Source organism: Flavobacterium sp. GW823-FHT04A11, assembly GCF_058796535.1.
This window is the reverse complement of the sequence record NZ_CM179503.1, coordinates 99,024-123,163: the sequence shown is the minus strand read 5'-3', so window position 1 is coordinate 123,163 and position 24,140 is coordinate 99,024. Positions and strand designations below refer to the sequence as shown.

Annotated in this window: 21 protein-coding genes; 8 read left to right on the top strand and 13 right to left on the bottom strand. The window is 33.3% G+C overall.

Annotated elements, in window-relative coordinates:
• Window positions 1–26 precede the first annotated feature (26 nt).
• On the top strand, window positions 27–1,547 hold the full coding sequence (locus AC3QL1_RS00605; protein WP_492494311.1) for a PAS domain-containing sensor histidine kinase: 1,521 nt from the start codon (window positions 27–29) through the stop codon (window positions 1,545–1,547).
• A 244-nt stretch (window positions 1,548–1,791) separates the two neighbouring features.
• Here the strand turns inward: AC3QL1_RS00605 and rny are convergent, their stop codons facing one another.
• The 3 genes from rny to AC3QL1_RS00590 all read right to left on the bottom strand — a co-directional run bounded on the left by rny (window position 1,792) and on the right by AC3QL1_RS00590 (window position 4,152).
• Window positions 1,792–3,354 (bottom strand): ribonuclease Y, encoded by a 1,563-nt coding sequence (gene rny, locus AC3QL1_RS00600; protein ID WP_492494310.1) that lies wholly within the window; start codon window positions 3,352–3,354, stop codon window positions 1,792–1,794.
• Between the two features lie 208 nt (window positions 3,355–3,562).
• Window positions 3,563–3,856 (bottom strand): cell division protein ZapA, encoded by a 294-nt coding sequence (locus AC3QL1_RS00595; RefSeq protein WP_395355531.1) that lies wholly within the window; start codon window positions 3,854–3,856, stop codon window positions 3,563–3,565.
• A 5-nt stretch (window positions 3,857–3,861) separates the two neighbouring features.
• Window positions 3,862–4,152, bottom strand: coding sequence for a coiled-coil domain-containing protein (locus AC3QL1_RS00590; protein ID WP_463459953.1), 291 nt, complete (start codon window positions 4,150–4,152; stop codon window positions 3,862–3,864).
• 179 nt (window positions 4,153–4,331) lie between these two features.
• On the opposite strand from AC3QL1_RS00590, the gene AC3QL1_RS00585 reads away from it, so the two are divergent.
• Genes AC3QL1_RS00585 through AC3QL1_RS00570 form a run of 4 tightly spaced genes read left to right on the top strand, consistent with a single transcriptional unit; the run spans window position 4,332 to window position 9,902 of the window.
• On the top strand, window positions 4,332–6,017 hold the full coding sequence (locus AC3QL1_RS00585) for a M23 family metallopeptidase (RefSeq protein ID WP_492494309.1): 1,686 nt from the start codon (window positions 4,332–4,334) through the stop codon (window positions 6,015–6,017).
• Window positions 6,018–6,029: 12 nt separating this feature from the next.
• Window positions 6,030–8,495 carry a TonB-dependent receptor gene (locus AC3QL1_RS00580; RefSeq protein WP_492494308.1) on the top strand — a complete coding sequence of 822 codons (2,466 nt, stop codon included), beginning with the start codon at window positions 6,030–6,032 and terminating at the stop codon, window positions 8,493–8,495.
• 44 nt (window positions 8,496–8,539) lie between these two features.
• On the top strand, window positions 8,540–9,130 hold the full coding sequence (locus AC3QL1_RS00575; protein ID WP_492494307.1) for a hypothetical protein: 591 nt from the start codon (window positions 8,540–8,542) through the stop codon (window positions 9,128–9,130).
• Between the two features lie 46 nt (window positions 9,131–9,176).
• Window positions 9,177–9,902 carry a hypothetical protein gene (locus AC3QL1_RS00570; protein WP_492494306.1) on the top strand — a complete coding sequence of 242 codons (726 nt, stop codon included), beginning with the start codon at window positions 9,177–9,179 and terminating at the stop codon, window positions 9,900–9,902.
• Between the two features lie 361 nt (window positions 9,903–10,263).
• Here the strand turns inward: AC3QL1_RS00570 and AC3QL1_RS00565 are convergent, their stop codons facing one another.
• The 5 genes from AC3QL1_RS00565 to AC3QL1_RS00545 all read right to left on the bottom strand — a co-directional run bounded on the left by AC3QL1_RS00565 (window position 10,264) and on the right by AC3QL1_RS00545 (window position 16,563).
• Window positions 10,264–10,965: a hypothetical protein gene (locus AC3QL1_RS00565; RefSeq protein ID WP_492494305.1), complete on the bottom strand. Its 702-nt coding sequence runs from the start codon at window positions 10,963–10,965 to the stop codon at window positions 10,264–10,266.
• Between the two features lie 128 nt (window positions 10,966–11,093).
• A complete protein-coding gene (locus AC3QL1_RS00560; RefSeq protein ID WP_492494304.1) occupies window positions 11,094–12,923 on the bottom strand; it encodes an ABC transporter ATP-binding protein in 1,830 nt (609 codons plus the stop codon).
• A 268-nt stretch (window positions 12,924–13,191) separates the two neighbouring features.
• On the bottom strand, window positions 13,192–14,919 hold the full coding sequence (locus AC3QL1_RS00555; protein ID WP_492494303.1) for a phospho-sugar mutase: 1,728 nt from the start codon (window positions 14,917–14,919) through the stop codon (window positions 13,192–13,194).
• Between the two features lie 157 nt (window positions 14,920–15,076).
• Complete coding sequence (locus AC3QL1_RS00550) at window positions 15,077–16,024, bottom strand: glycosyltransferase family 2 protein (RefSeq protein ID WP_492494302.1); 948 nt, start codon at window positions 16,022–16,024, stop codon at window positions 15,077–15,079.
• 8 nt (window positions 16,025–16,032) lie between these two features.
• On the bottom strand, window positions 16,033–16,563 hold the full coding sequence (locus AC3QL1_RS00545; RefSeq protein ID WP_492494301.1) for a DUF4199 domain-containing protein: 531 nt from the start codon (window positions 16,561–16,563) through the stop codon (window positions 16,033–16,035).
• Window positions 16,564–16,811: 248 nt separating this feature from the next.
• Between AC3QL1_RS00545 and AC3QL1_RS00540 the strand changes: the two genes are divergently transcribed.
• Window positions 16,812–17,066, top strand: a complete 255-nt coding sequence (locus AC3QL1_RS00540) for a type B 50S ribosomal protein L31 (RefSeq protein WP_209565272.1) — start codon at window positions 16,812–16,814, stop codon at window positions 17,064–17,066.
• A gap of 531 nt (window positions 17,067–17,597) precedes the next feature.
• Entirely contained in the window at window positions 17,598–18,773 is a 1,176-nt protein-coding gene (locus tag AC3QL1_RS00535) for a GlmU family protein (RefSeq protein ID WP_492494300.1), read from the top strand.
• An 84-nt stretch (window positions 18,774–18,857) separates the two neighbouring features.
• Here AC3QL1_RS00535 and AC3QL1_RS00530 read toward each other — a convergent pair whose 3' ends face one another.
• The 4 genes from AC3QL1_RS00530 to AC3QL1_RS00515 all read right to left on the bottom strand — a co-directional run bounded on the left by AC3QL1_RS00530 (window position 18,858) and on the right by AC3QL1_RS00515 (window position 21,803).
• Window positions 18,858–19,319 carry a PepSY-like domain-containing protein gene (locus AC3QL1_RS00530; protein WP_492494299.1) on the bottom strand — a complete coding sequence of 154 codons (462 nt, stop codon included), beginning with the start codon at window positions 19,317–19,319 and terminating at the stop codon, window positions 18,858–18,860.
• A gap of 24 nt (window positions 19,320–19,343) precedes the next feature.
• Entirely contained in the window at window positions 19,344–19,787 is a 444-nt protein-coding gene (locus tag AC3QL1_RS00525) for a PepSY-like domain-containing protein (RefSeq protein ID WP_492494298.1), read from the bottom strand.
• Between the two features lie 73 nt (window positions 19,788–19,860).
• Entirely contained in the window at window positions 19,861–21,132 is a 1,272-nt protein-coding gene (locus AC3QL1_RS00520; protein WP_492494297.1) for a sensor histidine kinase, read from the bottom strand.
• Window positions 21,132–21,803: a response regulator transcription factor gene (locus tag AC3QL1_RS00515; RefSeq protein ID WP_492494296.1), complete on the bottom strand. Its 672-nt coding sequence runs from the start codon at window positions 21,801–21,803 to the stop codon at window positions 21,132–21,134. Before AC3QL1_RS00515 ends, AC3QL1_RS00520 begins: the two co-directional genes overlap by 1 nt.
• Window positions 21,804–22,093: 290 nt before the next feature.
• On the opposite strand from AC3QL1_RS00515, the gene AC3QL1_RS00510 reads away from it, so the two are divergent.
• Window positions 22,094–23,728, top strand: coding sequence for an ABC-F family ATP-binding cassette domain-containing protein (locus AC3QL1_RS00510; protein WP_492494295.1), 1,635 nt, complete (start codon window positions 22,094–22,096; stop codon window positions 23,726–23,728).
• 78 nt (window positions 23,729–23,806) lie between these two features.
• Here the strand turns inward: AC3QL1_RS00510 and AC3QL1_RS00505 are convergent, their stop codons facing one another.
• Window positions 23,807–24,109, bottom strand: a complete 303-nt coding sequence (locus AC3QL1_RS00505) for a GNAT family N-acetyltransferase (RefSeq protein ID WP_492494294.1) — start codon at window positions 24,107–24,109, stop codon at window positions 23,807–23,809.
• Window positions 24,110–24,140 lie beyond the last annotated feature (31 nt).

The window sequence follows — 24,140 nt, the reverse complement described above, 5'->3', positions numbered from 1 at the left end:
ATTGAATCTGCATAAAAGAAAAATATATGGTTTTTGATTTATATGAAAATGAGGATTGCCTGGAAATAAATAATTTTTATAAAAAGTTATTTGCTGAAATGCCTGATTTGCTTTTTCAGTTTATAATTGACAGAGATAATAATTATACTTTTCCGCTTGTAAGTAAATCTGCCGATGATATTTTTGAATTGCCATCAACCACTTTTTCAAATGAAAGTATATTAGTTATTTACAATAGAATTCATCCTGGCGACAGAGATTTATTTTTTCAGTCTTTGGTTAAATCCCGTAGAGAAGTGAAGCCTTGGATAATTGAATTCAGAGCCATTTTACCTAAAAAAGGGCTGCGCTGGTTTAAAGTTTCTTCAAAAACAGAATTAGCTTCAGATGGATCTGTGAGTTTTTATGGACATGTGTCGGACATTACGGATTTAAAAGATAAGGAAGAAAAAATACGCATTTCCGAAGAACGTTTTCAATTTGCTTTAGAAGCTTCAACGACTGGAATCTGGGATTGGAATATGGTTACAAATAGTGTTTTCTATTCTTCACTTTCCCTTAAAATTTTAGAATTAGATTCAGCAGATATATTTGATGATCCGGAACGTTGGGATAAAATTGTGCATCCGGATGATCTTCCAAAATACTATTCAGACATTCAGGATCATTTTGATAATAAGATTCCGTATTACGAAAATTACCATCGTGTTATGACTTCGAGCGGAAATTACAAATGGATTTTAGATCGCGGAAAAGTAATAGAACGCGATGAAAACGGTCGGCCATTGCGCGTGATCGGCACTCATACCGATGTATCTCAGCAAAAAGAAAAAGAGCTGGAACTTTTAAAAACCATGAAGCTCTACAGCGACCAAAACAGCCGATTATTGAATTTCTCGCATATCGTTTCGCATAACTTAAATACGCAGGCAGGAAATATAAAGTCGATTCTTGATTTTATTGATGCCGATGTTGATAAAGTTACAATTAATGAAATGCTGATTCATTTAAGAACCGTATCTAACGATTTGAATGAGACAATTGCCAATTTAACTCAGATTGTAAAAACGCAAAGTAATATTAATATTGCCGTTGTGCCGTTGCGATTAAATGAATACATCGATAAAACGATTACCACCATTAAAGGTTATGATAAGCAAACAAATGTTACGATTATAAACAACGTTCCAGAATATTTAAAGATTAATTTTAATCCCGCTTATCTGGAAAGTGTATTGCTGAATTTTGCAACAAATGCCATAAAATACCGTCATCCTGAACGAGATCCTGTAATTATTTTTGATTTTGCCATAGAACCGGACGGACACAAATCGCTAAAGATTACAGATAATGGCTTAGGTATAGATTTAGCGGTTTACGGAGACTTATTATTTGGAATGTATAAAACATTTCACAAACATCATGAAGCACGCGGAATTGGCTTGTATATCACCAGAAATCAAATTGAGGCGATGAAAGGAACAATTTCTGTAGAAAGTGAAGTAGGAGTGGGAACGAGTTTTAAAATTGTTTTTAATGATATGTAATTACACGTTTTAAGTTTTGAGTTGTGTTTACACAATCTAAGTTCGCAAACCTTTGTGAACTTTTTGATTTTACTAAACTTAGCATATTTAAAACTTTGCGTTCTCCGTGGTAATTTTTTATCTCTCCACAGGTTTTTGTATCAATATGAATTTATAAAATATACAAAAAGTCATATGGTGTCATATAAAAAAAACAAAGGCTATCCGTTTAAGATAGCCTTTGTTTTTTTATATAAAGTTGAGATTATTTAGCAATATTAACTGCTCTTGTTTCTCTAATTACAGTTACTTTAACCTGACCCGGGTAAGTCATTTCAGTTTGGATTTTTTGTGAAATTTCGAAAGATAAATTCGCTGCATTATCATCAGAAACTTTTTCGCTTTCTACAATTACACGAAGTTCTCTACCAGCCTGAATAGCATAAGCATTTTTTACACCGCTAAATCCGTAAGCTACCTCTTCAAGATCTTTCAAACGCTGAATGTATGAATCCAAAACCTGACGTCTTGCACCTGGTCTTGCACCTGAAATAGCATCACAAACCTGAACGATTGGAGAAAGTAATGATTTCATTTCAATTTCGTCGTGGTGAGCTCCAATTGCATTACAAACTTCTTCTTTTTCACCATATTTTTCAGCCCATTGCATACCTAATAATGCGTGTGGTAAATCACTTTCAGTATCAGGAACTTTACCAATATCGTGTAGTAAACCGGCTCTTTTTGCCAGTTTTACATTTAAGCCTAATTCAGCCGCCATGATACCACAAAGTTTAGAAACTTCTCTTGAGTGCTGTAATAAGTTTTGTCCGTAAGAAGAACGGTATTTCATTCTACCAACCACTTTAATTAATTCAGGATGTAAACCGTGAATTCCTAAATCGATAACCGTACGTTTTCCAACTTCGATAATTTCGTCGTCGATTTGTTTTGCTGTTTTGGCAACAACTTCTTCAATACGTGCCGGGTGAATACGTCCGTCAGTTACTAATTTATGTAATGATAAACGGGCAATTTCTCTACGAACAGGATCAAAACAAGAAAGGATAATCGCTTCCGGTGTATCATCAACAATGATTTCTACTCCGGTTGCAGCTTCAAGTGCTCTAATGTTACGACCTTCACGACCAATAATTCTACCTTTTACATCGTCAGATTCAATGTTGAAAACAGAAACGCAATTTTCAACTGCTTCCTCAGTCCCGACTCTTTGAATCGTGTTGATGATAATTTTCTTAGCTTCTTGCTGCGCAGTAAGTTTTGCCTCTTCAATAGTATCCTGAATATGAGACATTGCTTTACTTTTAGCTTCGGCTTTTAAGCCTTCCACTAATTGTTCTTTTGCCTCATCCGCAGAAAGTCCTGAAATTACTTCAAGTTGTTGTAATTGACTTTTGTGTAATTTATCAACTTCTGCTTGTTTCTTGTCTAAAACCTCAATTTTATTGTTGTATTCAAGGGTTTTAGCTTCAAAATCATCATTTACTTTTTTAGCTTTTGATAATTCATTTGAAACCTGAGATTCTTTGTCGCGAACTCTTTTTTCTACTTCGGCAACTTTTTTGTCACGTGCTAAAATTACTTGTTCGTGTTCTGATTTTAATTCGATAAAACGTTCTTTTGCCTGAAGGATTTTATCTTTTTTAATATTTTCAGCCTCTAAATTTGCATCTTTTAATATGGAAGCTGCTTCTTTTTTGGCGTTTTTGATTAAGTTAGAAATATTGCTTTTTTCGATAATTTTAGCGATTGCAAAACCTGCTGCAATCCCCACAATACCTGAAATAATGATCGTTATGATGTCCATGTTTGTTAAAATTTATATATAAAAAAAGCCTACATTAATTGCTTGAATAAACTCGTAAAGACAAGTTTTGAGCTAACTCACTGTTCAAGTTTCCCGGTCAAAGCTGGGCATACTATAGTAGCGACGATTTGCTCATTCTAAATTGTTAGTGTTGAGTTTACCAATTGTGAACTAATGTAGGCAGTATCTTAGTTTCTGTAAAGAACGTTTAATTTTCGAGATATTGATCTAAAAGCGAATTTAATCTTTTAATTCTTTCAATGGTTTCTTCTCCATCGATTGCGTTATCAATTTGTTTTTGTTCTACTTGTGAAGCAAACTGCAGGGCGCACATGGCCAATACATCTTGCTTATCGCGAACTGCGTAACTTTCTTCGAATTGCTTGATCATAGCATCAATTTTTTTAGAAGCACTTCTAAGCCCTTCTTCCTGAGTAGGATCTACCGTTAACGGGTAAACTCTGTCTGCAATTGATATTTTTATTCTAAGCTTTCCGTCCATGTTTTCTAGTCAGATAGTTGTGCTATACAGTGATCTATTTCGCGAATTAATGAATTTATTTTAAGCTTTGTCTCTCTCTTGTTATTGTCGCTGCCGAGCAACGAATTGGCTATCTTAAGTGTATCATACTGCTTCTTCAAAGCTTCCATTTCTTCAGATTGTTTCTGGATGATTTGCGCAGCTTTGGCTAGTTGTAATCGTAATTCCTGATTGTTTTTCTCCAGTCCTTTTGACTTCTCAAAAAGCTTTTCGATCTTATATTCAAGAGTATCAATTATTTCGGCAATTACACTCATTATAAATCCTATTCATTACTTAATCATACAAAGTTAGTATTCCTTTTTATTAATGCAATTTTTTATTGATTTTTTTGCATTTAAAATAGACAAATAAATGAATTTCAGTGAATTGTATTTTTGTAGCTAAATCCTCGGTTTTTGCTGGTTAATTTTTTATCTTAGCAAAAATGTTGCTTATGAGATTTTCACTACTTACCTTATTTTTCTGTAATTTGTTTTTTGCCCAAACCCAATATCCAAAAGATTATTTTGGTTCTCCGCTGGATATTCCAATGCAGCTTTCGGGGAATTTTGGGGAGTTGCGCCCGAATCATTTTCATGCCGGATTCGATTTAAAAACAAATCAAAGAGAAGGTTTAAATGTTTATGCTGTTGCTGATGGATATGTTTCGAGAATCAAAATTTCGACCTTTGGTAACGGGAAATGCATCTATATAACGCATCCCAACGGATATACCTCTGTTTACGGACATTTGCAAACTACTATTGGAGCGATTCAGGATTATGTTTTAAGAACACATTATAAAGAGAAAGCATTTGAAATAGAAATATTTTTAAAGCCGGATGAATTGCCTGTTACAAAAGGACAATTAATTGCGCTTTCAGGAAATACAGGATCGTCAGAAGGACCGCATTTGCATTTTGAATTCCGCGATTCTAAAACCGAATTTGTGATCAATCCAATGTTTTTTGGCTTTGATAAAAATATAAAAGATACTAAAAAACCCACGATTTCGAATGTCCTGGTTTATCCGCTTGACGGAACAACTGCCAATCAGTCAAAATTGCCATTGATGTTAAATGTTTCTCTTCAAAAAGACGGAACTTATCTGGCAAGTAAAGTAAAAGCAAATGGTAAAATTGGTTTCGGAATCACAGCTGTGGATTTTGACGATGTTTCGGCAAATAGAAATGGTGTTTATAATGTGTCGACTTTTTTCAACGGGAATCAAAACTACAATTATCAATTCAATACCTATTCATTTGATGAAATGCGCTATATCAACGCTTTGATCGATTATCCACGATATAAAAAATCCGGGCAAAGAGTGCAAAAACTTTTTATGAAAACGCCTTTTGCTTTAAGCATTATAAAAACAGATTCTCTTCGCGGAATTTTGCCGGTTGAACCGAATTTGGCTTCAAGTTATCGCATTGAAGTTTCTGATTATTTTGGGAATTTAAACTCTGTTACAGTTCCCATTGAATATGATTCGGCAACGCCAATTGTAAATGCAGAACCTGTAACTTCAAAATATTTTGTGAGATACAATAAAGATTCGAATTTCGAAAAAGATAATATGTCTGTCTTTTTTCCTGCAGGAACTTTCTACGATGATTTTAATATGAATTTTGATGTCAAAAACAACAAAATTTATATTCATGAAGATGTAATTCCGGTGCATTCAAATTTTACGATCACGATAAAAGACAGCACTTATGCCGAATCTTTACGCGATAAACTTTATATAGGAAGAAACACAAGTTATAACGGAACAATTAGAAAAGGTGATGTTTTTACAGCAAAAGCAAAAACTTTAGGACAATATGGTTTGGTGCTCGATACAATTCCTCCGGTTATTAAAATTGCAAAACCAATTCAGGATAAATGGATTAGCGATATGAAATTAATTCAGTTTACGATTGGTGATAGTTTGTCCGGAATTAAGTCATACAACGGTTATTTAAACGGAAATTGGGTTTTATTTGAATATGATAATAAAACCAGAAAAATTACGCACACATTTGATGCTGATAGTCTGGTTAATGAAGGTGCAAATGATTTAAAAATTGAAGTAGTTGATAATGTAGGTAATTCTGCTATCTTTGAAACTCACTTTTTTAGAAGTCAACAAAAATAAATACCAAAACGTTTGAATCAGAGTAAATTAATATTCGTTTTCCTTTTTTTGTGCGTCAGTTATATTTCATTTGCCCAAAACGCACATGTCAAAGGAATTATTTTAGATAGTGAAAAACGTCCGGTTTCTGATGTAAATATTGTTTTTTCGGGAAATTCTTCAAAAACCGATTCTAATGGTTTTTTTGATGTAGAAATTCCTTCGAACAAAAAAGTCTCTTTGATTTTTACTCATATTTCATTAAAAATGATGAGTCTGACAGTGAACTTAAAACCAAACGAAATTTTTGTTTTTAATCCCGTTATGAGCAATTCAGCAGAGCAAATGGGAGAAGTTTTTGTATCATCAGGAAATAAAAAACGAGTTCAGGGCATTACGGTTATTGATGCCGCGACAATAAAGAAAATTCCGGGAGCCAATGCCGGAATCGAAAATGTTTTGAAAACGCTTCCGGGCGTCAATTCAAACAATGAATTGAGTACACAATACGCAGTTCGAGGCGGAAATTATGATGAAAACTTAGTTTATGTAAACGAAATAGAAGTTTATCGACCTTTCTTAATTCGTTCAGGACAACAAGAAGGTTTGAGTTTTACCAATACCGATTTGGTTCAGAATGTTGATTTTTCTGCCGGAGGATTTCAGGCAAAATTTGGTGATAAATTATCTTCGGTTTTAGATATTACCTATAGAAAACCAACTGAATTTGGAGCCGCTTTAGAAGCTAGTTTCCTGGGAGGAAGTATTGCTGTTGATGCGGTTTCTAAAAATAAAAAATGGTCTGCCGTGACCGGAGTCCGTTACAGGAACAATAGTTTGCTTGTCAATAGTCAGGATACGCAAACCAATTATACGCCAACTTTTGTAGACGTTCAGACCAATATTAATTATGATATTTCTGAAAAATGGCAAATGAGTTTTCTGGGAAATATTTCCAGAAATAAATATTTATATCAGCCTTTAACACGCGAAACAAAATTTGGAACTATAGATCAGCCCATGGCTTTGGCGGTTTATTATGAAGGTCAGGAAAAAGATCAGTATGATACTTATTTTGGAGCTTTAAAAACTACTTATAAAGTGGCGCAAGACTTTACTTTGAAATTTATCGGATCTTTATTTCATACCACAGAACAGGAACATTTTGATATTTTGGCACAATATCGTTTAGGAAATGTAAATGCTGATGGTGAAACTGATATTGATAATGTTGATTTTACCCGCGGAATCTGTTCTCAGGTTAATCATGCACGAAATGATCTGGATGCTTTAATCGCAAACGCCGAAATAAAAGGTTTTAAAGAATGGAGCAATAGCCAGTTAGAATTTGGTTTAAAATATACCAGAGAATCAATTCGCGACAGAATAGTAGAGTGGGAGATGATCGATTCGGCAGGATTTTCTATAAATCCGCCCATTGTTATTTTGCCGAAAAATAACCAGCCTTACCAACCTTATACGGGACCTTTATTGCCTTATCAGGATATTCGTGCGACCAATTTCAATACCATAAACAGATTTTCAGGTTACCTGCAATGGAATAAAAAATCTGAGATTGGTTCAAGCGAAGTTTGGTATAATATAGGAGTGCGATCGCAAAGCTGGAGTGTTTCCGGCGCAGCTGTTGACGGAAAAAATCAAATTGTTTTTAGTCCGCGTGCGCAATTTGCCATAAAACCAGATTGGGATATGGATATGGTTTTCAGGCTTTCGGGAGGATTATACCATCAGCCGCCTTTTTATAGGGAACTTCGCGATTTAGACGGAGTTGTAAACCCAAATGTAAAAGCGCAGGAATCTGTACATATTGTTTTGAGCAACGATCATAATTTTAAAATGTGGAATCGCCCGTTTAAATGGGTGACGGAGATTTATTATAAATCGCTTTCAGATGTAAATGTGTATTCAATTGATAATGTTCGAATTCGATACATAGCCAACAACAATGCAAAAGCGTATGCACAAGGTTTGGATTTCAGACTAAACGGAGAATTTGTTCCCGGAACAGAATCGTGGATAAGTTTTGGATATTTAAAAACCGAAGAAAATTACGAAAACAAAGGATATATTGCGCGACCAACAGATCAGCGTTTGAAATTTGCGATGTTGTTTCAGGATTATATGCCGAATATTCCGAGTGTAAAATTGTATCTGAATTTAGTTTATAATACTGGTTTACCCGGAGGTTCGCCATCTTATTCTGATCCTTATTTGTATCAAAACCGTTTAAATGATTATCGAAGAGCCGATGTAGGTTTTGCAAAAGTTTTTGTTGATGCCAATACACAAAGTTCTAAAACAGGCTGGATAAAAAACTTTAAGGAATTATCTCTTGGTTTAGAAATTTTCAATCTTTTCAATAATCAAAATGCCATAACCAATACATGGGTTCGCGATGTGTATTCTAAAAATCAATATGCGATTCCAAATTATATGACTTCGAGAGTTTTTAATGTGAAGCTGAATGCGAGGTTATGAGACAAAAACGTGAAAAAAGAAAGAAGTTTTTTTACGTTCCCGGGATGATTTCATTGGTTTTAATTCCTTTGTTGTGTTTGAGTTATTTTTATAAAGTTGATGCTTTTAAAGTTTATAGTTCAGTGGAATTTTCTGTTCCGAATAAACAATATTTTAGAAAATACAGAGTTGGAGATTTAAGAGAATATAGGGTTTTTAGTTTTAATGATAAGAAATCAAAACAGGAGCAACAGTTAACTGAATTGAGGTTTTTTGCACGTGATATCGTGAAAAAATATGACACTATTAATGGTGCTAAAATTCAATTTGGTTCAAAAACAGATTATGATACTTTTGTTAGTGTAGTTAATATTATGATTGAAGAAAATATGCCTACTTGGGGTTTTTTTAATGATCATGAAATTTATGCATTTGGAAATGCTAAAGCAAAGCTGAATAGAAAGCGAAGCTTTGTTTGCGGAACTAGTACATATTCGAAAGAAAATACTATTCGAATACAAGAAGAAAATCGAAGAAAAGAACTTCAAATTTTTCAGTTTTCTTTTTTGAAAGAACAATGGATAATATTTTTAGGTTACTTAGGCCTTGTATTTCTCAACATCTTTACTCTAGTAAACCTCAATAAAATTAAATAATACAATCAAAAATACTATATTTGATATTCCAATATAATTAGCATACATGAAAAACTATTTAAAATATATCGCCTTAGCAATCATCGGAACAGTAGTGAGTTGTAAAGATGACGTCGAGAAACAGCCAAAAGTAATTTATGATGCTTCGAATAAAGCTAAAATAGTAGCTAAAACAGATTCGACACAAATTGAAGTTGCCGATTTGCCAATTCAGATGGAAGGAACAAATTATTTGATTCATCCTGTTGGAGATTTGCGTGTATATGAAAGAGGAACAAAATCGCGTTACGGCTCTTCGAGTGTAAGTGACTTGAGTTTTACAATTTCAAATTTAGGCGAATATGAAATTACAGGATATTTACAAAACCTAAAGTTTCAGAAAGTAGATTCAGATTCAATTCGCCCTTTAACAGACAAACCCGCTTTGATTTTAACGGCTACTTATTTGAAACCAGTAGCAGACAAAACGCAGAACCAAATCATGGTTTATACACTTGCGGATGCTGATACCAATAAAGACGGTAAAATTGATTCAAGCGATATTAAAACTTTATATCTGAGTAATATAAGCGGAGAAAATTTCACAAAAGTCTCTCAGGATTTTCAGGAATTGGTTGATTGGAGTTTAATAGAATCCAAAAATCGTTTATACTTCAGAACAATTGAAGACACCAACCAAAATGGTCAATTCGATAAAAACGATGTTTTACATTATAATTATATTGATTTAGCTTCTAAAAAATGGGAAGTGAAAAATTATAAACCAATATAGGTTTTTTTTAAAGTTTCTAAGGAACTAAGATTCTAAGATGCTAAGTTTTTTAATCATTGACTTAAAAAAGAGCCGTTAGGCTCGATCAATTTTGTAGAGCTGGACTTTAGTCCAGTTTAATTGATATAAGTATTTTAGATTTGGATTGAAAAACATATCGCATTGTCATTTCGAGGAACGAGAAATCACATAAAGTTATTCCGTTCCTAAAATTAGCCTTTATCAATCTCAACCTTACAAAAGAAAAAAATCCGCCTTAATCCGTGTTTTTGCAAAGCAAATCCGCGTCATCCGCGTTCAAATCCACGCAAGTAATAGCCTTCCAGCAAAGTAAAATTACCTACTTCCTCAACAAAAAAGCTTAAATCAAAATATCACTTTCCAAATCTGATTTTTCAATTTCGAAATCAAAACCAAGTCGCTCAACCAATTCGATTACCAGTTTTTTATACCAGTTTTCAGATTTTGGATGAATGTATATTTTTTCAATTAATTGATTGATGTCAACATTGATTTTTAATCCATCATTTAGTTTTATAGTACTTTTTGAAGTGTCAGTCAAAATGCGGACTTCACGCTCATATTGAAAACTTTTTCGTTTAAATAAAAATGGAAAGAACAAATCATCAAACGGAATATATTCTTTTCTGTAATCGATATAATTTACCTCGCCAATATACTGATCATAATTATTTTCCGGTTTTACCGCTTTTTGCAATCTTCCAATCGTTGACTGAATAGCTAATCCTTCGCTGTTTTGTGTAAATATCTGCCACATGGCAAACGATTCGTATTCGTTAATGTGCCAGCTGCTCACGGCTACTTTTTCACGATGTGTTTTGTAGTAATTTAAAAAGTCAGGATTGTCAATCGCCAGTTTTTTAATCTCCTCAAATGTAGGTTCGCTAAAGGTCCCTTCGTACTGATCTTCAAATTTATCAGAACGGGACATGAAGAGTTTCTTCGAAAGTAATAAATCCAGGAATTTAGATAAGTCAAGATATTTCCAGACAATAGTATCAGGATCGTCCGGCAGTTTTATATTTGGATTGTTAAGATACATTTTCTAAAAGAATTAAACGATTTCAATCTGTACTATCTAAGTTATAAAAATAAACACAGATTAAAGAAATTAAACTGAGTTTTAATATTTCCTTAATCTGTGTAGGTCTTATGATTTAGGTGTAAGTCTTACGATTCAAAAGACTGCATCGTAACCAATTTGTTATAAGTGCCGTTATGTGCAATTAATTCGTCATGAGTTCCTTGTTCTACGATTTTTCCTTTTTGCATAACAACAATTACGTCTGCTTTTTGAATAGTCGAAAGTCGGTGTGCAATTACAATCGAAGTTCTGTTTTGCATCATGTTTTCTAAGGCAACCTGAACAAATTTTTCACTTTCCGTATCCAATGCTGATGTTGCTTCATCCAAAATCATAATTGGTGGATTTTTCAATACGGCACGAGCAATCGATAAACGTTGTTTTTGACCGCCGGAAAGCTTGTTTCCGCTATCTCCAATATTAGTGTAGATTCCTAAAGGTAAATCTTTAACAAATTCAAAAGCATTGGCAATTTTCAATGCTTCTATAATTTCGTCATCTGTAGCATCCAGTTTTCCTAATGCGATATTTGCTTTTATTGTATCATTAAACAAAATACTATCCTGAGTAACCAATCCCATTAAGCCGCGAAGCGATTGCAGATTCATGTCTTTGATGTTGATTCCGTCAATAGAAATTGTACCGTCATTTACATCATAAAAACGGGTTAACAAGTTGGCGATCGTACTTTTTCCACTTCCGGATTGCCCCACAAGAGCAACGGTTTGTCCTTTTTTAATTTGAAGAGAAAAATCTTTTAAAACTGTTTCTTCTTCATATTTAAAGTTGATATTCTGAACCGTGATATTATTTTCAAAAGTTGTTTTTTCAATAGCGTCCGGTTTACTTGTAATTGGGTTTTCCTGATCCAGAATCTCAAGAACACGTTCTGCTGCGGCATTTCCTCTTTTTACACCATACGAAGCTTTGGAAATAGCTTTTGCAGGAGTCAGAATGTTATAAGCCAATCCCATATAAGCAATAAACGAAGCGCCATCTAAAGTTTTTTCGATCAAAACCATTTGTCCGCCATACCAAAGTAATATGGCAATAACCGTAATCCCCATAAATTCACTTGCAGGCGAAGCTAAGTTCTGACGATTACCAATAGAATTGGATAAATTGAAAAAACGCTCTGTAGAATTTTGAAAAACGGTATTAAAATAGTTTTCAGAATTATATCCTTTTACCACTTTTAGTCCGCCAACAGTTTCTTCAATAGTAGATAAAAAAGTACCTTGTTCCTGCTGCGCTTTTGTGGATTGTTTTTTAAGCTGTTTTCCAATTAATGAAATAATATATCCTGAAACCGGAATAAAAATAAAAACAAACAAAGTTAGTTTTGCACTAATAATTAGCATCGCAATTATAGTAAAAGCAATTGTTAGAGGCTCTTTTACGATAAGCTCTAAAATTGCTAAAAATGAAGTCTGAACCTCATTTACATCACCGGCAATTCTGGAAATTACATCTCCTTTTCTTTTTTCAGAATAAAAAGCCAATGGCAATTCCAGTGTTTTTTTATACATCGCATTACGCATATCTCTTAAAACCCCATTACGCAAGAAAGTAATAAAAAACATTGCAGCATAATCAGCTAAGTTTTTCAATAAAAATATCGAAATAATGATAGCAACCATTACAGAAAGTACAAACCCGGGATTATTTGGGTCTGTGTGTGTTGTAATGTAATAACTTAAATAGTTTTCTCCATAGTCTTTAATGTGGGTAATTCCTTCGTAAACAGGCATTACAGTGTTGCTTTTTGTTTTGTCAAATAAAACCTGAATCATAGGAATTAATGCCATAAAAGAAAGCGTACTGAAAAGCGCATACAAAATATTAAAGAAGATGTTTAAGAAAGCGTATCTTTTATAGGGAAGTATAAAAGGGAATATTTTTTTGAAATTACTCATTTATTTGTAGATGTTATTTTCTGCTGTTGCAATTGCTTTTTCCAGTTTTCCGGTAATAAATAATTACTTTGTTCCGGATGTTTTTACTCGACAAAATTAATCCAATTGGTTTATTTTCGACTTGTTTTTATTTTTTTTTATAAAAAAAACTCTAATTTATATTGTTTTTAATATAAATCAGAGTTTTAGGTATTGTATCATTTGAATTCTGCAGAAAGTATTAGCAGAATTCAAATGTTATTGAAAAGAGTTTATCACTCAATTTTGTTTATTTCAATTGCATGCCTGCAATGATATTTTGTATTTTTTGATCTAAGAAACTTTCTGCGGCATCAAAGTCTTCAACAGATTCTAATTCAGCATTTACACTGATATAGAATTTGATTTTTGGCTCTGTTCCGCTTGGTCTTGCACAAATTTTAGAACCGTCTTCCGTATAATAAATCAAAACGTTTGATTTCGGAATATCCATAGTAGATTCTTCTCCTGTCAATAAATTCAAGGCAATTGATGATTGATAATCTTCCACCATAATTACACGTTGTCCGTTGATTTCTTTCAAAGGATTTTCACGTAAATCAATCATCATCTGATTAATTTCCTGTAAACCTTCCATTCCTTTTTTGGTTAACGAAACCAAATATTCTTTATAAAAACCATTTTCAACATAAAGCTGTAAAAGTTCTTTATAAACCGTGCTTCCGGCAGCTTTTGCCTGAGCAGCAACTTCGCATATTAATAAGGTAGCGGCAACGGCATCTTTATCACGCACGGCATCGCCAACCATAAAACCAAAACTTTCTTCTCCGCCGCCAATAAATTCAAGCTCAGGAAAATCTTTGATCATTTTCGCAATCCATTTAAAACCGGTCAGACCCACTTTGCATTCTACACCATAACTTGTAGCCAGTTCCATCATCATTGGAGTGGAAACAATGGTTGAACCTACGAATTGTTTTCCGTTAATTTTTCCGGCTTTTTTCCATTGTTTCAATAAGAAAGAAGTCATCAGAATCATGGTTTGATTTCCGTTAAGCAAAATCATTTTACCATCGTTATTTCTAACGGCAACACCTAAACGGTCACAATCAGGATCAGTTCCTACCACAATATCCGAATTTGTTTTATCGGCAAGAGCCAAAGCCATAGTTAGAGCCTCAGGTTCTTCAGGATTTGGAGATTTTACAGTTGGGAAATCCCCGTCAGGAATCGCTTGTTCTGGTACAATATGTACATTTTTATAACCCGCCTGAGATAAAGTATCCGGAATAGATTTTATAGAAGTTCCGTGAAGTGAAGTAAAAACGATCTGAAGATTATCTTTGGCTTCAGAAAGAGTATTAAAACTTGCGTTTTCTATAGATGATTTGATAAAAGCCTTATCGATTTCTGTATCAATATATTGAATCAGACTTTCGTTTGCGTTAAATTTAATTTTATCGTAATCTAAGTTCTCGATTACTTTAATAATTGCTGCATCTTCCGGCGGAACAATCTGCCCACCATCTTGCCAGTACACTTTATATCCGTTATATTCAGGAGGATTGTGCGAAGCTGTTAATACAATTCCGCATTGACAGCCTAAATATTTAAGCGCAAAAGACAATTCCGGAGTTGGTCGTAAATCAGAAAACAAATAAACCTGAATTCCGTTTGCAGAGAAAACATCTGCTACAACTTTTGCCAAAGTATTACTGTTATGGCGACAATCATAAGCAATAACGACTTTTAAAGGCTGATTTGGGAAAACCTCATGCAGATAATCAGAAAGACCCTGCGTGTTTTTTCCAAGTGTATATTTGTTGATTCTGTTGTTTCCAATTCCCATTACACCGCGCATTCCACCTGTTCCAAATTCCAGGTTTTTATAGAAACTTTCTTCAAGTTCTTTTGGCGATGTTGTCATTAATTCCTTAACGGCAGCTTGTGTTTCGTTGTCAAATGTTGGCGTGAGCCATTCGTTTACAGCATTTAAAATATTAGGTGCTATATTCATTGTTAATGTCTTTTTTTAATGTTCTAATTAAAGATAATATTTTTTGAGGAATAATCCTGCGATAAAGTGATTATCAAAAAAAAATATTTTTACGTTCAGGTAAGAACGCAAAAGATGTTCCTGATTACTCGGGAACATCATATTTAGTGTTTTTATTTTAAAAATTAACCTCTCGGGAAACTTTGTAACGTGCTTCGTTATTTTTGGTTCTCAAAATTATTTCCCCTAAAAATCCGGCTAAAAACAACTGCGTTCCTATTATCATAGAAGTAATTGATAAATAAAAATGCGGTCTTTCTGTGATTAGTCGGCTTGTTTTGTGAATAAATAATTTGTCGATTCCTAAGTATAAAGCCAGTAAAAATCCAATTAAAAACATGATGGATCCTAACAGGCCAAATAAGTGCATTGGTCTTTTTCCAAATCTTGATAAAAACCAGATCGTAATTAAATCCAGAAAACCGTTGATAAAACGATCCATACCAAATTTGGTTTCGCCATATTTTCTGGCCTGGTGAATTACTACTTTTTCTCCAATTTTATTAAAACCGGCATTTTTTGCCAAAACCGGAATGTAACGGTGCATTTCGCCCGAAACCTCGATGTTTTTTACAACCGTATTTTTGTAAGCTTTTAATCCACAGTTAAAATCATTCAATTCAACTCCAGAAGTTTTTCTGGCCGCCCAGTTGAATAATTTAGAAGGTAAATTTTTGGCTACGACAGAATCGTAACGTTTCTTTTTCCAGCCAGAAACCAAGTCGAATTTCTGAGCTGTAATCATTTCGTACAATCCCGGAATTTCGTCCGGACTGTCTTGTAAGTCGGCATCCATAGTAATAATGACATCGCCTTTTGCTTTTGCAAAACCAGCATGCAAAGCCTGTGATTTTCCAAAATTCTTCATGAAACGAATGCCTTTTACATTGGGATTTTCGTTAGAAAAACCTTCAATAATTTCCCAGGAATTATCTGTACTTCCATCATCTACAAAAATGATTTCATAAGAGTAATTATTAGATTGCATCACTTTAATGATCCACGAATAGAGTTCTTGTAGTGATTCCTCCTCGTTTAGAAGCGGTATAAGTATAGATAAATTCATTTATTTTTTTATTCTTGTGTAGTTTTGCTTTTAAAAAATGCTGCGAAAATTAAACCGAAAATGGCACTGACTATGATGGCAAAAACAGATCCTTTTAATAATTCTAAAGTCGAATATGGATTGCTTGCTTTCATTTTAGCAATAGTTTCATTGATAGCAGATGCCGGAGTTCCAAATTTTTGCAACATTCCAACAGTATATTTAATCATTAATTCGCTCAAAGTATCTTTTGCACCCGGATCGATAACATTAAATAGAAGGATGTTAAAAAAGGTAGAAATCAAAATTCCAATTACTGCCGCAATAAAATAAGTAGTGAAAGCATCTTTAAAAGGAAAAACACCGTTTAGATCTTTTTTTGTTTTAGAAAGTAAAATGATACTGATAGTCAAGCTGATTGCGATACCTATTAATCCCATCCACCATGCTGTGAACAGATTTAAATCAACCGCATATATAGTAGCAGTTACTAAAGCAGATGCAATACCAATCATTACACCGTAAGTAATTCCATTCTTTTTTATAACTTCATTAATCATATTTCTATATGTTTTAAAATTAATCCACAAATATAGCAATTCCCAATATATTCGAAGATAAAAAAGCTTTTTGAATTTAACTAAAAAAAAGTGCGGTAAAGATTTGTATATTAAAAAAGAATTGTAAATTTGCAAACTCAAAATAATTAAAAGTTTTAAACAAAAAAGAGTATTGTTTGTTTACACCTTTTTCTAACCATGAAAAAGCTTCAAAATGAAAATACTTTAAACAATAAATAAAAAGCAAGATGAAAAAAGGAATTCACCCAGAAAATTACAGATTAGTAGCGTTTAAAGACATGTCAAATGATGACGTTTTTATCACTAAATCTACTGCAGATACAAAAGAAACAATTGAAGTTGACGGAGTTGAGTATCCAGTTGTAAAAATGGAGATTTCTAGAACATCTCACCCTTTTTATACTGGTAAATCTAAACTTATCGATACTGCAGGACGTATTGATAAATTCAAAAACAAATACGCAAAACACGCTAAAAAATAATAGCTGTTTTTATTTATACAAAAGCCTTCCAATCGGAAGGCTTTTTTTTATGTATTTATGATTATGTTAATCATAATGTTGACCAATCCTCATATTATATTGCGCCCCAACGGTTCAAACCGTTGGCAATGTTTTTATTTAGATTCCGAAGTACCGGTTTTTAAACTGATTTCATAAAAAATATGAAATTAATTGGACGTCAGAATTTTATCATTATCGTTCACAATTTCGGTATAGCCCGTGGTTTCAACCATGGGGACGCATTTTGATAACTTGTTGTAAAATTTAACCGCTAAGAGCGCAAAGATTTTTATGCAGCAGTATATTGAGAAAAGAGTAAGTTCGCAAAGCTATGCGTATAAATAGCTTTGCGAACTTACTCTTTATTATAAGCTAAAGTAAAAAAAAACTTAGCGGACTTAGCGGTAAATTTTTTCTACATACGATTCCAATACGTTTAATGAAACCCATAAATATTTGTAACTTTGAATCTGGTAACCAAATCAATTTTAACAATATTAAATTTATTTTATGAACTACATTCTTTTTGACGGTCCCGTCCGGAATGCTTTATTACCTTTTACATTTACCAGGCCCGTGGCTGATATTTTAATCGGAATTATGACAATTCGTCAAAAATGGGAAACACGTTTAGGTTCAACTATAACAACAATTACTGAAGATTACCTTTCTGCCAAATTCCCAATGGTTGAAATGGAAGAAAACGTAATGATAAACGCAGCGTATTTGCCAAATGATACACTTGCAGAACTTGTTTCGGACTTAAAAGAAAATCAGGCGATTTTTAAAGGCGATGATGTAATTGCTTTTTTTACTACTGAAAATCAGGAAGAAGTTGATTTTGATTCGTATGAAATCATTCAATATAATGACGAATGTTTAACCATTGAACATACCTGGGATATTTTTTCTAAAAATGATGCTGCAATTCGTGCCGACTTTGACTACTTGACAGAAGACAGAAAATCACAGCCAATTCCAAAAAGTGTCAATACAATTGCCCCGGAAAATATATTTATTGAAGAAGGTGCAAAATTAGAGTTTGTGACACTTAATGCTTCAAATGGTCCTATATATATAGGTAAGAATACCGAAATTATGGAAGGAACCGTAATTCGCGGGCCTTTTGCTTTATGCGAAAATGCTCAGGTAAAATTGAATGCTAAAGTTTATGGGGCTACAACTGTCGGCCCCGGATCCAGAATAGGAGGAGAGGTTAAAAATTCTGTGCTTTTTGCTAATTCTAATAAAGGACATGACGGATTTTTAGGTGATTCTGTTTTGGGCGAATGGTGTAATATTGGCGCAGACAGTAACAATTCAAACCTGAAAAATAACTACGAAGAAGTGAAATTATGGAGTTACGAGACAGAAGGTTTTGCTAAAACCGGACTTCAGTTTTGTGGTTTGATGATGGGTGATCATAGTAAATGCGGAATCAATACGATGTTTAATACCGGAACTGTTGTTGGCGTAAGTGCGAATATTTTTGGAAGCGGATTCCCCCGCAATTTTGTTCCGAGTTTTTCGTGGGGCGGTGCTGCAGGTTTTACAACTTATGTAACTAAAAAAGCTTTTGAAACTGCAAAATTAGTAATGGGAAGACGAAATATTGAATTCGACGAAACAGAAGCTGCAATTTTAGAGCATATTTTTGAGGAAACTAAGAAATGGAGAAAAGACTAATTTGTATTAGATAATTTAGTCAATTTGATAATGAACTAATGAAGTAAACCCGACGCGTTTTTAAACGAGTCGGGTTTTGTTTTGCTATTTATCTATTCGAAGAAAACTTCCCTGAAGATCAAAAACTAATTCTACGTTATTAGAAAGTTCAACTTCAATATAAGTTGGCTCTTTATCAATTGATGTTACAAATTGATTGGCGTAATTTGTTGTTACATAAGCCTGAATTTTTTCAGGAATTAATTCAACCGGAATAGCCTGATGATTTCCGTCTATATCGATCCAGTTTCCTGCAGCATCAAAATCAATTTCGAAACCATTTGTCAAAAAAACATCATAAATAGAACCATCATTATCAGCTCTGTTTTGTTTTTTTACCGTTAAATACGTAGCATTCGGAAAATAGGTGGTGACAAATGTGCCTGCTGATGCCGGCAAATCTGCAGCATTAATTACAGATTCGTGATCATCGTCATCGTTGTTGCAAGAAGTTGTTGAGAATAAAAGTGATAAGGCAATAAAACCTGTTAAGATTATTTTTTTCATGATTGTATTATTAATAAATTATTTTTAATTATCGATTCTTATAAAGCTGCCTTTAGAATTAAATTCTAGTTCTAAACCGTTATTCAGTTCTACTTCATAACCCCATTTGCTTTTGTCGATTTTGATTACCGGAATATTGGGATAATTTGCTTTAATATAAGATGCAATTGTTTTAGGAACTATTGCTTGCGGTATTGCATTATGATTTCCGTCTACTTCTTCCCAGTTTCCTTTTCCGTCAAATTCTACTTCGATATTGTTGGCAAATTGAACTTTGTAATCTGTAGAAAAAGTTTCTTTATCCTCAATGATATAAGTAGGTTCTTGTGCTGCAAAATGAGTTTTTAAAAATGTTTGTGCATTTGCCGGCAAAGCAGTTTTTGTAATAGTTGTTTTTTGAGCATTTGCAGAAAATCCAAATGCTAATCCTGCAAAAAGGCATGTAGCTAAATTTAATTTCGTTTTCATAATTGTATGTTTTTAAATTCTGATACAAGTGTATAACCTGAATTAGGAAACAATTAGGAAAAAAGGAAAAATACTACTTTTTCGGGAAATTAATTTTGAATTGGTGATCTCCGGTAAATGAATATTCAACAACAATTGAATAGTTATTAATGATGGATTTTACGATAGATAAGCCTAAACCGGTAGATTCGTTTGTGGTAGTGTGACGATAAAAACGGTTAAAAATAACGGCCGAATTTAAAGGCGTATTATTTCCTGAATTTGTAATTATAATTTCATTTTTGTTGATAATGAATTTTACAAAACCTTCCTGATGATTATGGATTAAAGCATTTTTTAATAAATTACTAATTAAAGCAATCGCCAGACCTCTATTCATCTTAAAGTGTAAAGAATCATTTTCTGTAACCGTTATTTTTACTTTTTTAAAGTCGGCCAAATCAGAATAATCTTCTGTGATGATTAAAATAAGTTCATTGAAATTAATGTTTTCTTCTTCTGAAAATTGTTGGTTTTCGATTTTAGAAAGCATTAATAAAGATTTATTCAATCTTGTCAATCGGTTTAAAGTGTCTGTTATTTTTCCAATCTCCATCATTTGTTCGTCCGGAAGCGTACTGTTTTCTGCAAACAATTCGAGTTTATTTATACTGATTGCAAGGGGTGTCTGCAATTCATGCGAAGCATTTTCAATAAATTGTTTCTGACTTGAATAAATACTTTCGTTACGATCCAGCATTTTTTCGACTTCTTTTGCCAGCGTGTTAAATTCATCAATAGGAGAATTTATCGTTTTTAATCTGCTGCCGGTTCCTAGTTTAATTTCTTTAAGATTGTTTAAAACAACATAAAATGCCTTCCAGATTTTTTTCAACAATAAATGATTCACGACTAGTATGCTGATAACCAACATGACATATAAACCAAGTAAAGCCAGAAATAAATCCTGCAGCAATTCATCTTCTTCAACAATAGAAGCTTTTATGATTAATTCATATTGATTTCCTTCTTCGTCTTTAAAGAATGATTTTAAAATTCTGACAGGTTCATCATCATTATCATATTCCATGAATTCCTTTGTAGAAAAAAAGGTGTCTTTTGTGGGATAATGTCCTTTTGGAAGCGGTTTTATGGTGAATTTGTTTATTCCGAATTCAGGAGAATTCAATAGTTTTTTATCTGCGAAAGCGTGACGGATGATGATTATTTTTGAGTTTTTTAAATCATCATCGATATTGTCGTATACTTCATCTAAAATGAGCACATAGAAAATTCCGGCCCAAATTGGGATTACGAGAAGCAAAGTAATTGCCAGATAACGAAGTGTGTAATTTTGTAATTTCATTAAGTCATTTTGTATCCAATGCCATAAACCGCCTGAATATCAATTTCGGCGTTACTATCTTTCAGTTTTTTACGCAGATTTTTAATTTGTGAATATACGAAATCTAAATTGTCAGCCTGATCCGTGTGGTCGCCCCAAACATATTCGGCAATAGCAGTTTTATTAATCAGCCTGTTTTGATTGATGATGAAATAATAAAGTAAGTCAAATTCTTTTCGGTTTAAAACCAAAGGATTATCATCGATAGAAACCGTTCGTTGTTCCGGAGAAAGTGTGACGTTTTTCCAAACAATCAAATTATCTCCGTTATGATTATTGCGTCTCATCGCCGATTTTATCCTGGCATGCAATTCAGACAAATGAAAAGGTTTACTCAAATAATCATCAGCACCCAAATCGAGACCCTTTACTTTATCATCGACGGCGTCTTTTGCAGAGATAATAATAACGGCGCTTTGCTTTTTTTGTTTTTTGACTTCTTTTAGTAAATCCAATCCGCTTCCGTTAGGCAACATGATGTCAATCAGGATACAATCATAATCGTAGGATCCCAATTTGTCAAATCCCGAAATATAATCGTGAGCGGTTTCTACAATATATTTTTCTTTTTCCAGTGATTGCTGCACCACTTCGCGTAAACCAGCTTCATCTTCTATTATTAACACTTTCATAATTGCCTGTTTTCTGTAACTCAAATTTAAGAATACAAGTTCAAAATAAAACCAAGTTTCTGGAAACATTTGGGAATTTTGATAATTGTCCACTTAGAAAATGAGATAATTAGATAATGAAATTCATTATTGCGCAGCTTTATTTTCGAAAGTAAATTATCTAATAGACACATTTTCAAATTATCTAATTAACAAATTGGCACATTATCTAATTAAATCTATCTTTGCACCACGAAAAAAATGGGTGATCACATAAACGATTAACCGATAAAACAAATTCACAGAAAGTAATGATTACAGTTAACGATATTTCGGTTCAGTTTGGTGGAACTACATTATTTAGCGATGTTTCTTTTGCTATAAATGAAAATGATAAAATTGCCCTTATGGGTAAAAATGGTGCGGGAAAATCGACACTTTTAAAAATAATTGCAGGTCAGAGCAAACCTTCAACCGGAAGTATTTCGACTCCAAAAGATGCAGTGGTGGCTTATTTGCCTCAGCATTTATTGACCAAAGACGGATCGACTGTAATGGAAGAAGCGTCTAAAGCTTTTGGTGAAATTTTTAAAATGAAAGCCGAAATTGACGAAATCAACGAGCAATTAACCGTTCGAACTGATTATGAAAGTGACGAATACATGAAATTGATCGAAAGAGTTTCTGACTTAAGCGAGAAATATTATGCTATTGAAGAAGTAAATTACGAAGCAGAAGTAGAGAAAATCTTAATTGGTTTAGGTTTTGAACGTGAAGATTTTACACGTCAGACTTCTGAATTTTCAGGAGGATGGAGAATGCGAATTGAGTTGGCTAAAATCCTTTTGCAAAAACCGGATTTGATTTTACTGGATGAGCCAACCAACCACATGGATATTGAAAGTATCCAATGGCTTGAAGAGTTTTTGATAAATTCAGCGAAAGCTGTTGTGGTAATTTCGCACGACAGAGCGTTTGTAGATAATATTACAAACCGTACGATTGAAGTGACAATGGGAAGAATTTACGATTATAAAGCGAAATACTCTCATTATTTAGAATTAAGAAAAGATCGTCGTGTTCATCAGCAAAAAGCATACGATGAGCAGCAAAAAATGATTGCTGATAACAGAGCTTTCATTGACCGTTTTAAAGGAACATTCTCTAAAACTGATGCGGTTCAGTCTCGTGTTAAAATGCTTGAAAAGCTTGTAATTGTACAGGTTGATGAAGTAGATAACTCAGCATTAAAATTAAAATTCCCGCCGGCTGCACGTTCAGGACAATATCCTGTTGTGGTAAAAGATTTATCTAAAAAATACGGAGATCACGTAGTTTTTAAAGATGCTAATATTGTAATCGAAAGAGGAGAGAAAGTTGCCTTTGTAGGTAAAAATGGTGAAGGAAAATCGACCATGATCAAAGCGATCATGAAAGAAATCGGTATTGATGAAGGAAGTGTTGAAATTGGACATAATTCACAAATTGGGTATTTTGCTCAAAACCAGGCTTCTTTATTAGATGAAAATGCGACTATTTTTGAAACTATTGATGCAATTGCTGTTGGAGATATTCGTACGCAAATAAAAAATATTCTTGGAGCATTTATGTTTCAGGGTGATGATATTACCAAGAAAGTAAAAGTGCTTTCAGGAGGAGAAAAAACGCGTTTGGCAATGATCAAATTATTGCTCGAACCGGTTAACTTATTAATTCTGGATGAGCCTTCGAATCACCTGGATATGAAAACAAAAGACATTATTAAAGATGCTTTGCGTGATTTTGACGGAACTTTAATCCTGGTTTCTCACGATCGTGATTTCCTTGACGGATTAGCGACAAAGGTTTTTGAATTTGGAAACAAACGAGTTAAAGAACATTTTGAAGATGTTGCAGGTTTCCTTGCTCATAAGAAAATGGATTCTATGAGAGAGATCGAAAAATAATCTTTTCTATAAAAAAGAGAAAGGGCATAAGTTAATTCTTGTGCCCTTTCTTTTTTGCCGTTTTGCAATTATATGCTATTAGATTCTAATTCCCGGAGGAAGTAATTCTTTGTATTTTGGATTTTTTTTGATGAACAAAACAATTTTCGGATGAATAGGCATCAGTTTGAATTTCTTTTCGATGACAATTTCCATGATGCTTTTAAGTACGGTATCGATCAATTGTTGATTATCAAATCCTTCCGGTGTATTGATTTTGGTTAAAAAAATTTTCTTTTCCTGAAACGAATATTCAACAGAAAGTAGTCCTTCGGGGGTTATGGCCTCAAATTGTCTTGCAAAAGTGTTGTCTTTGATTTCCATAATGTCAAGTGTTTCCATAATTAGTTGTTTTTGATAGGTTAAAAAAAAT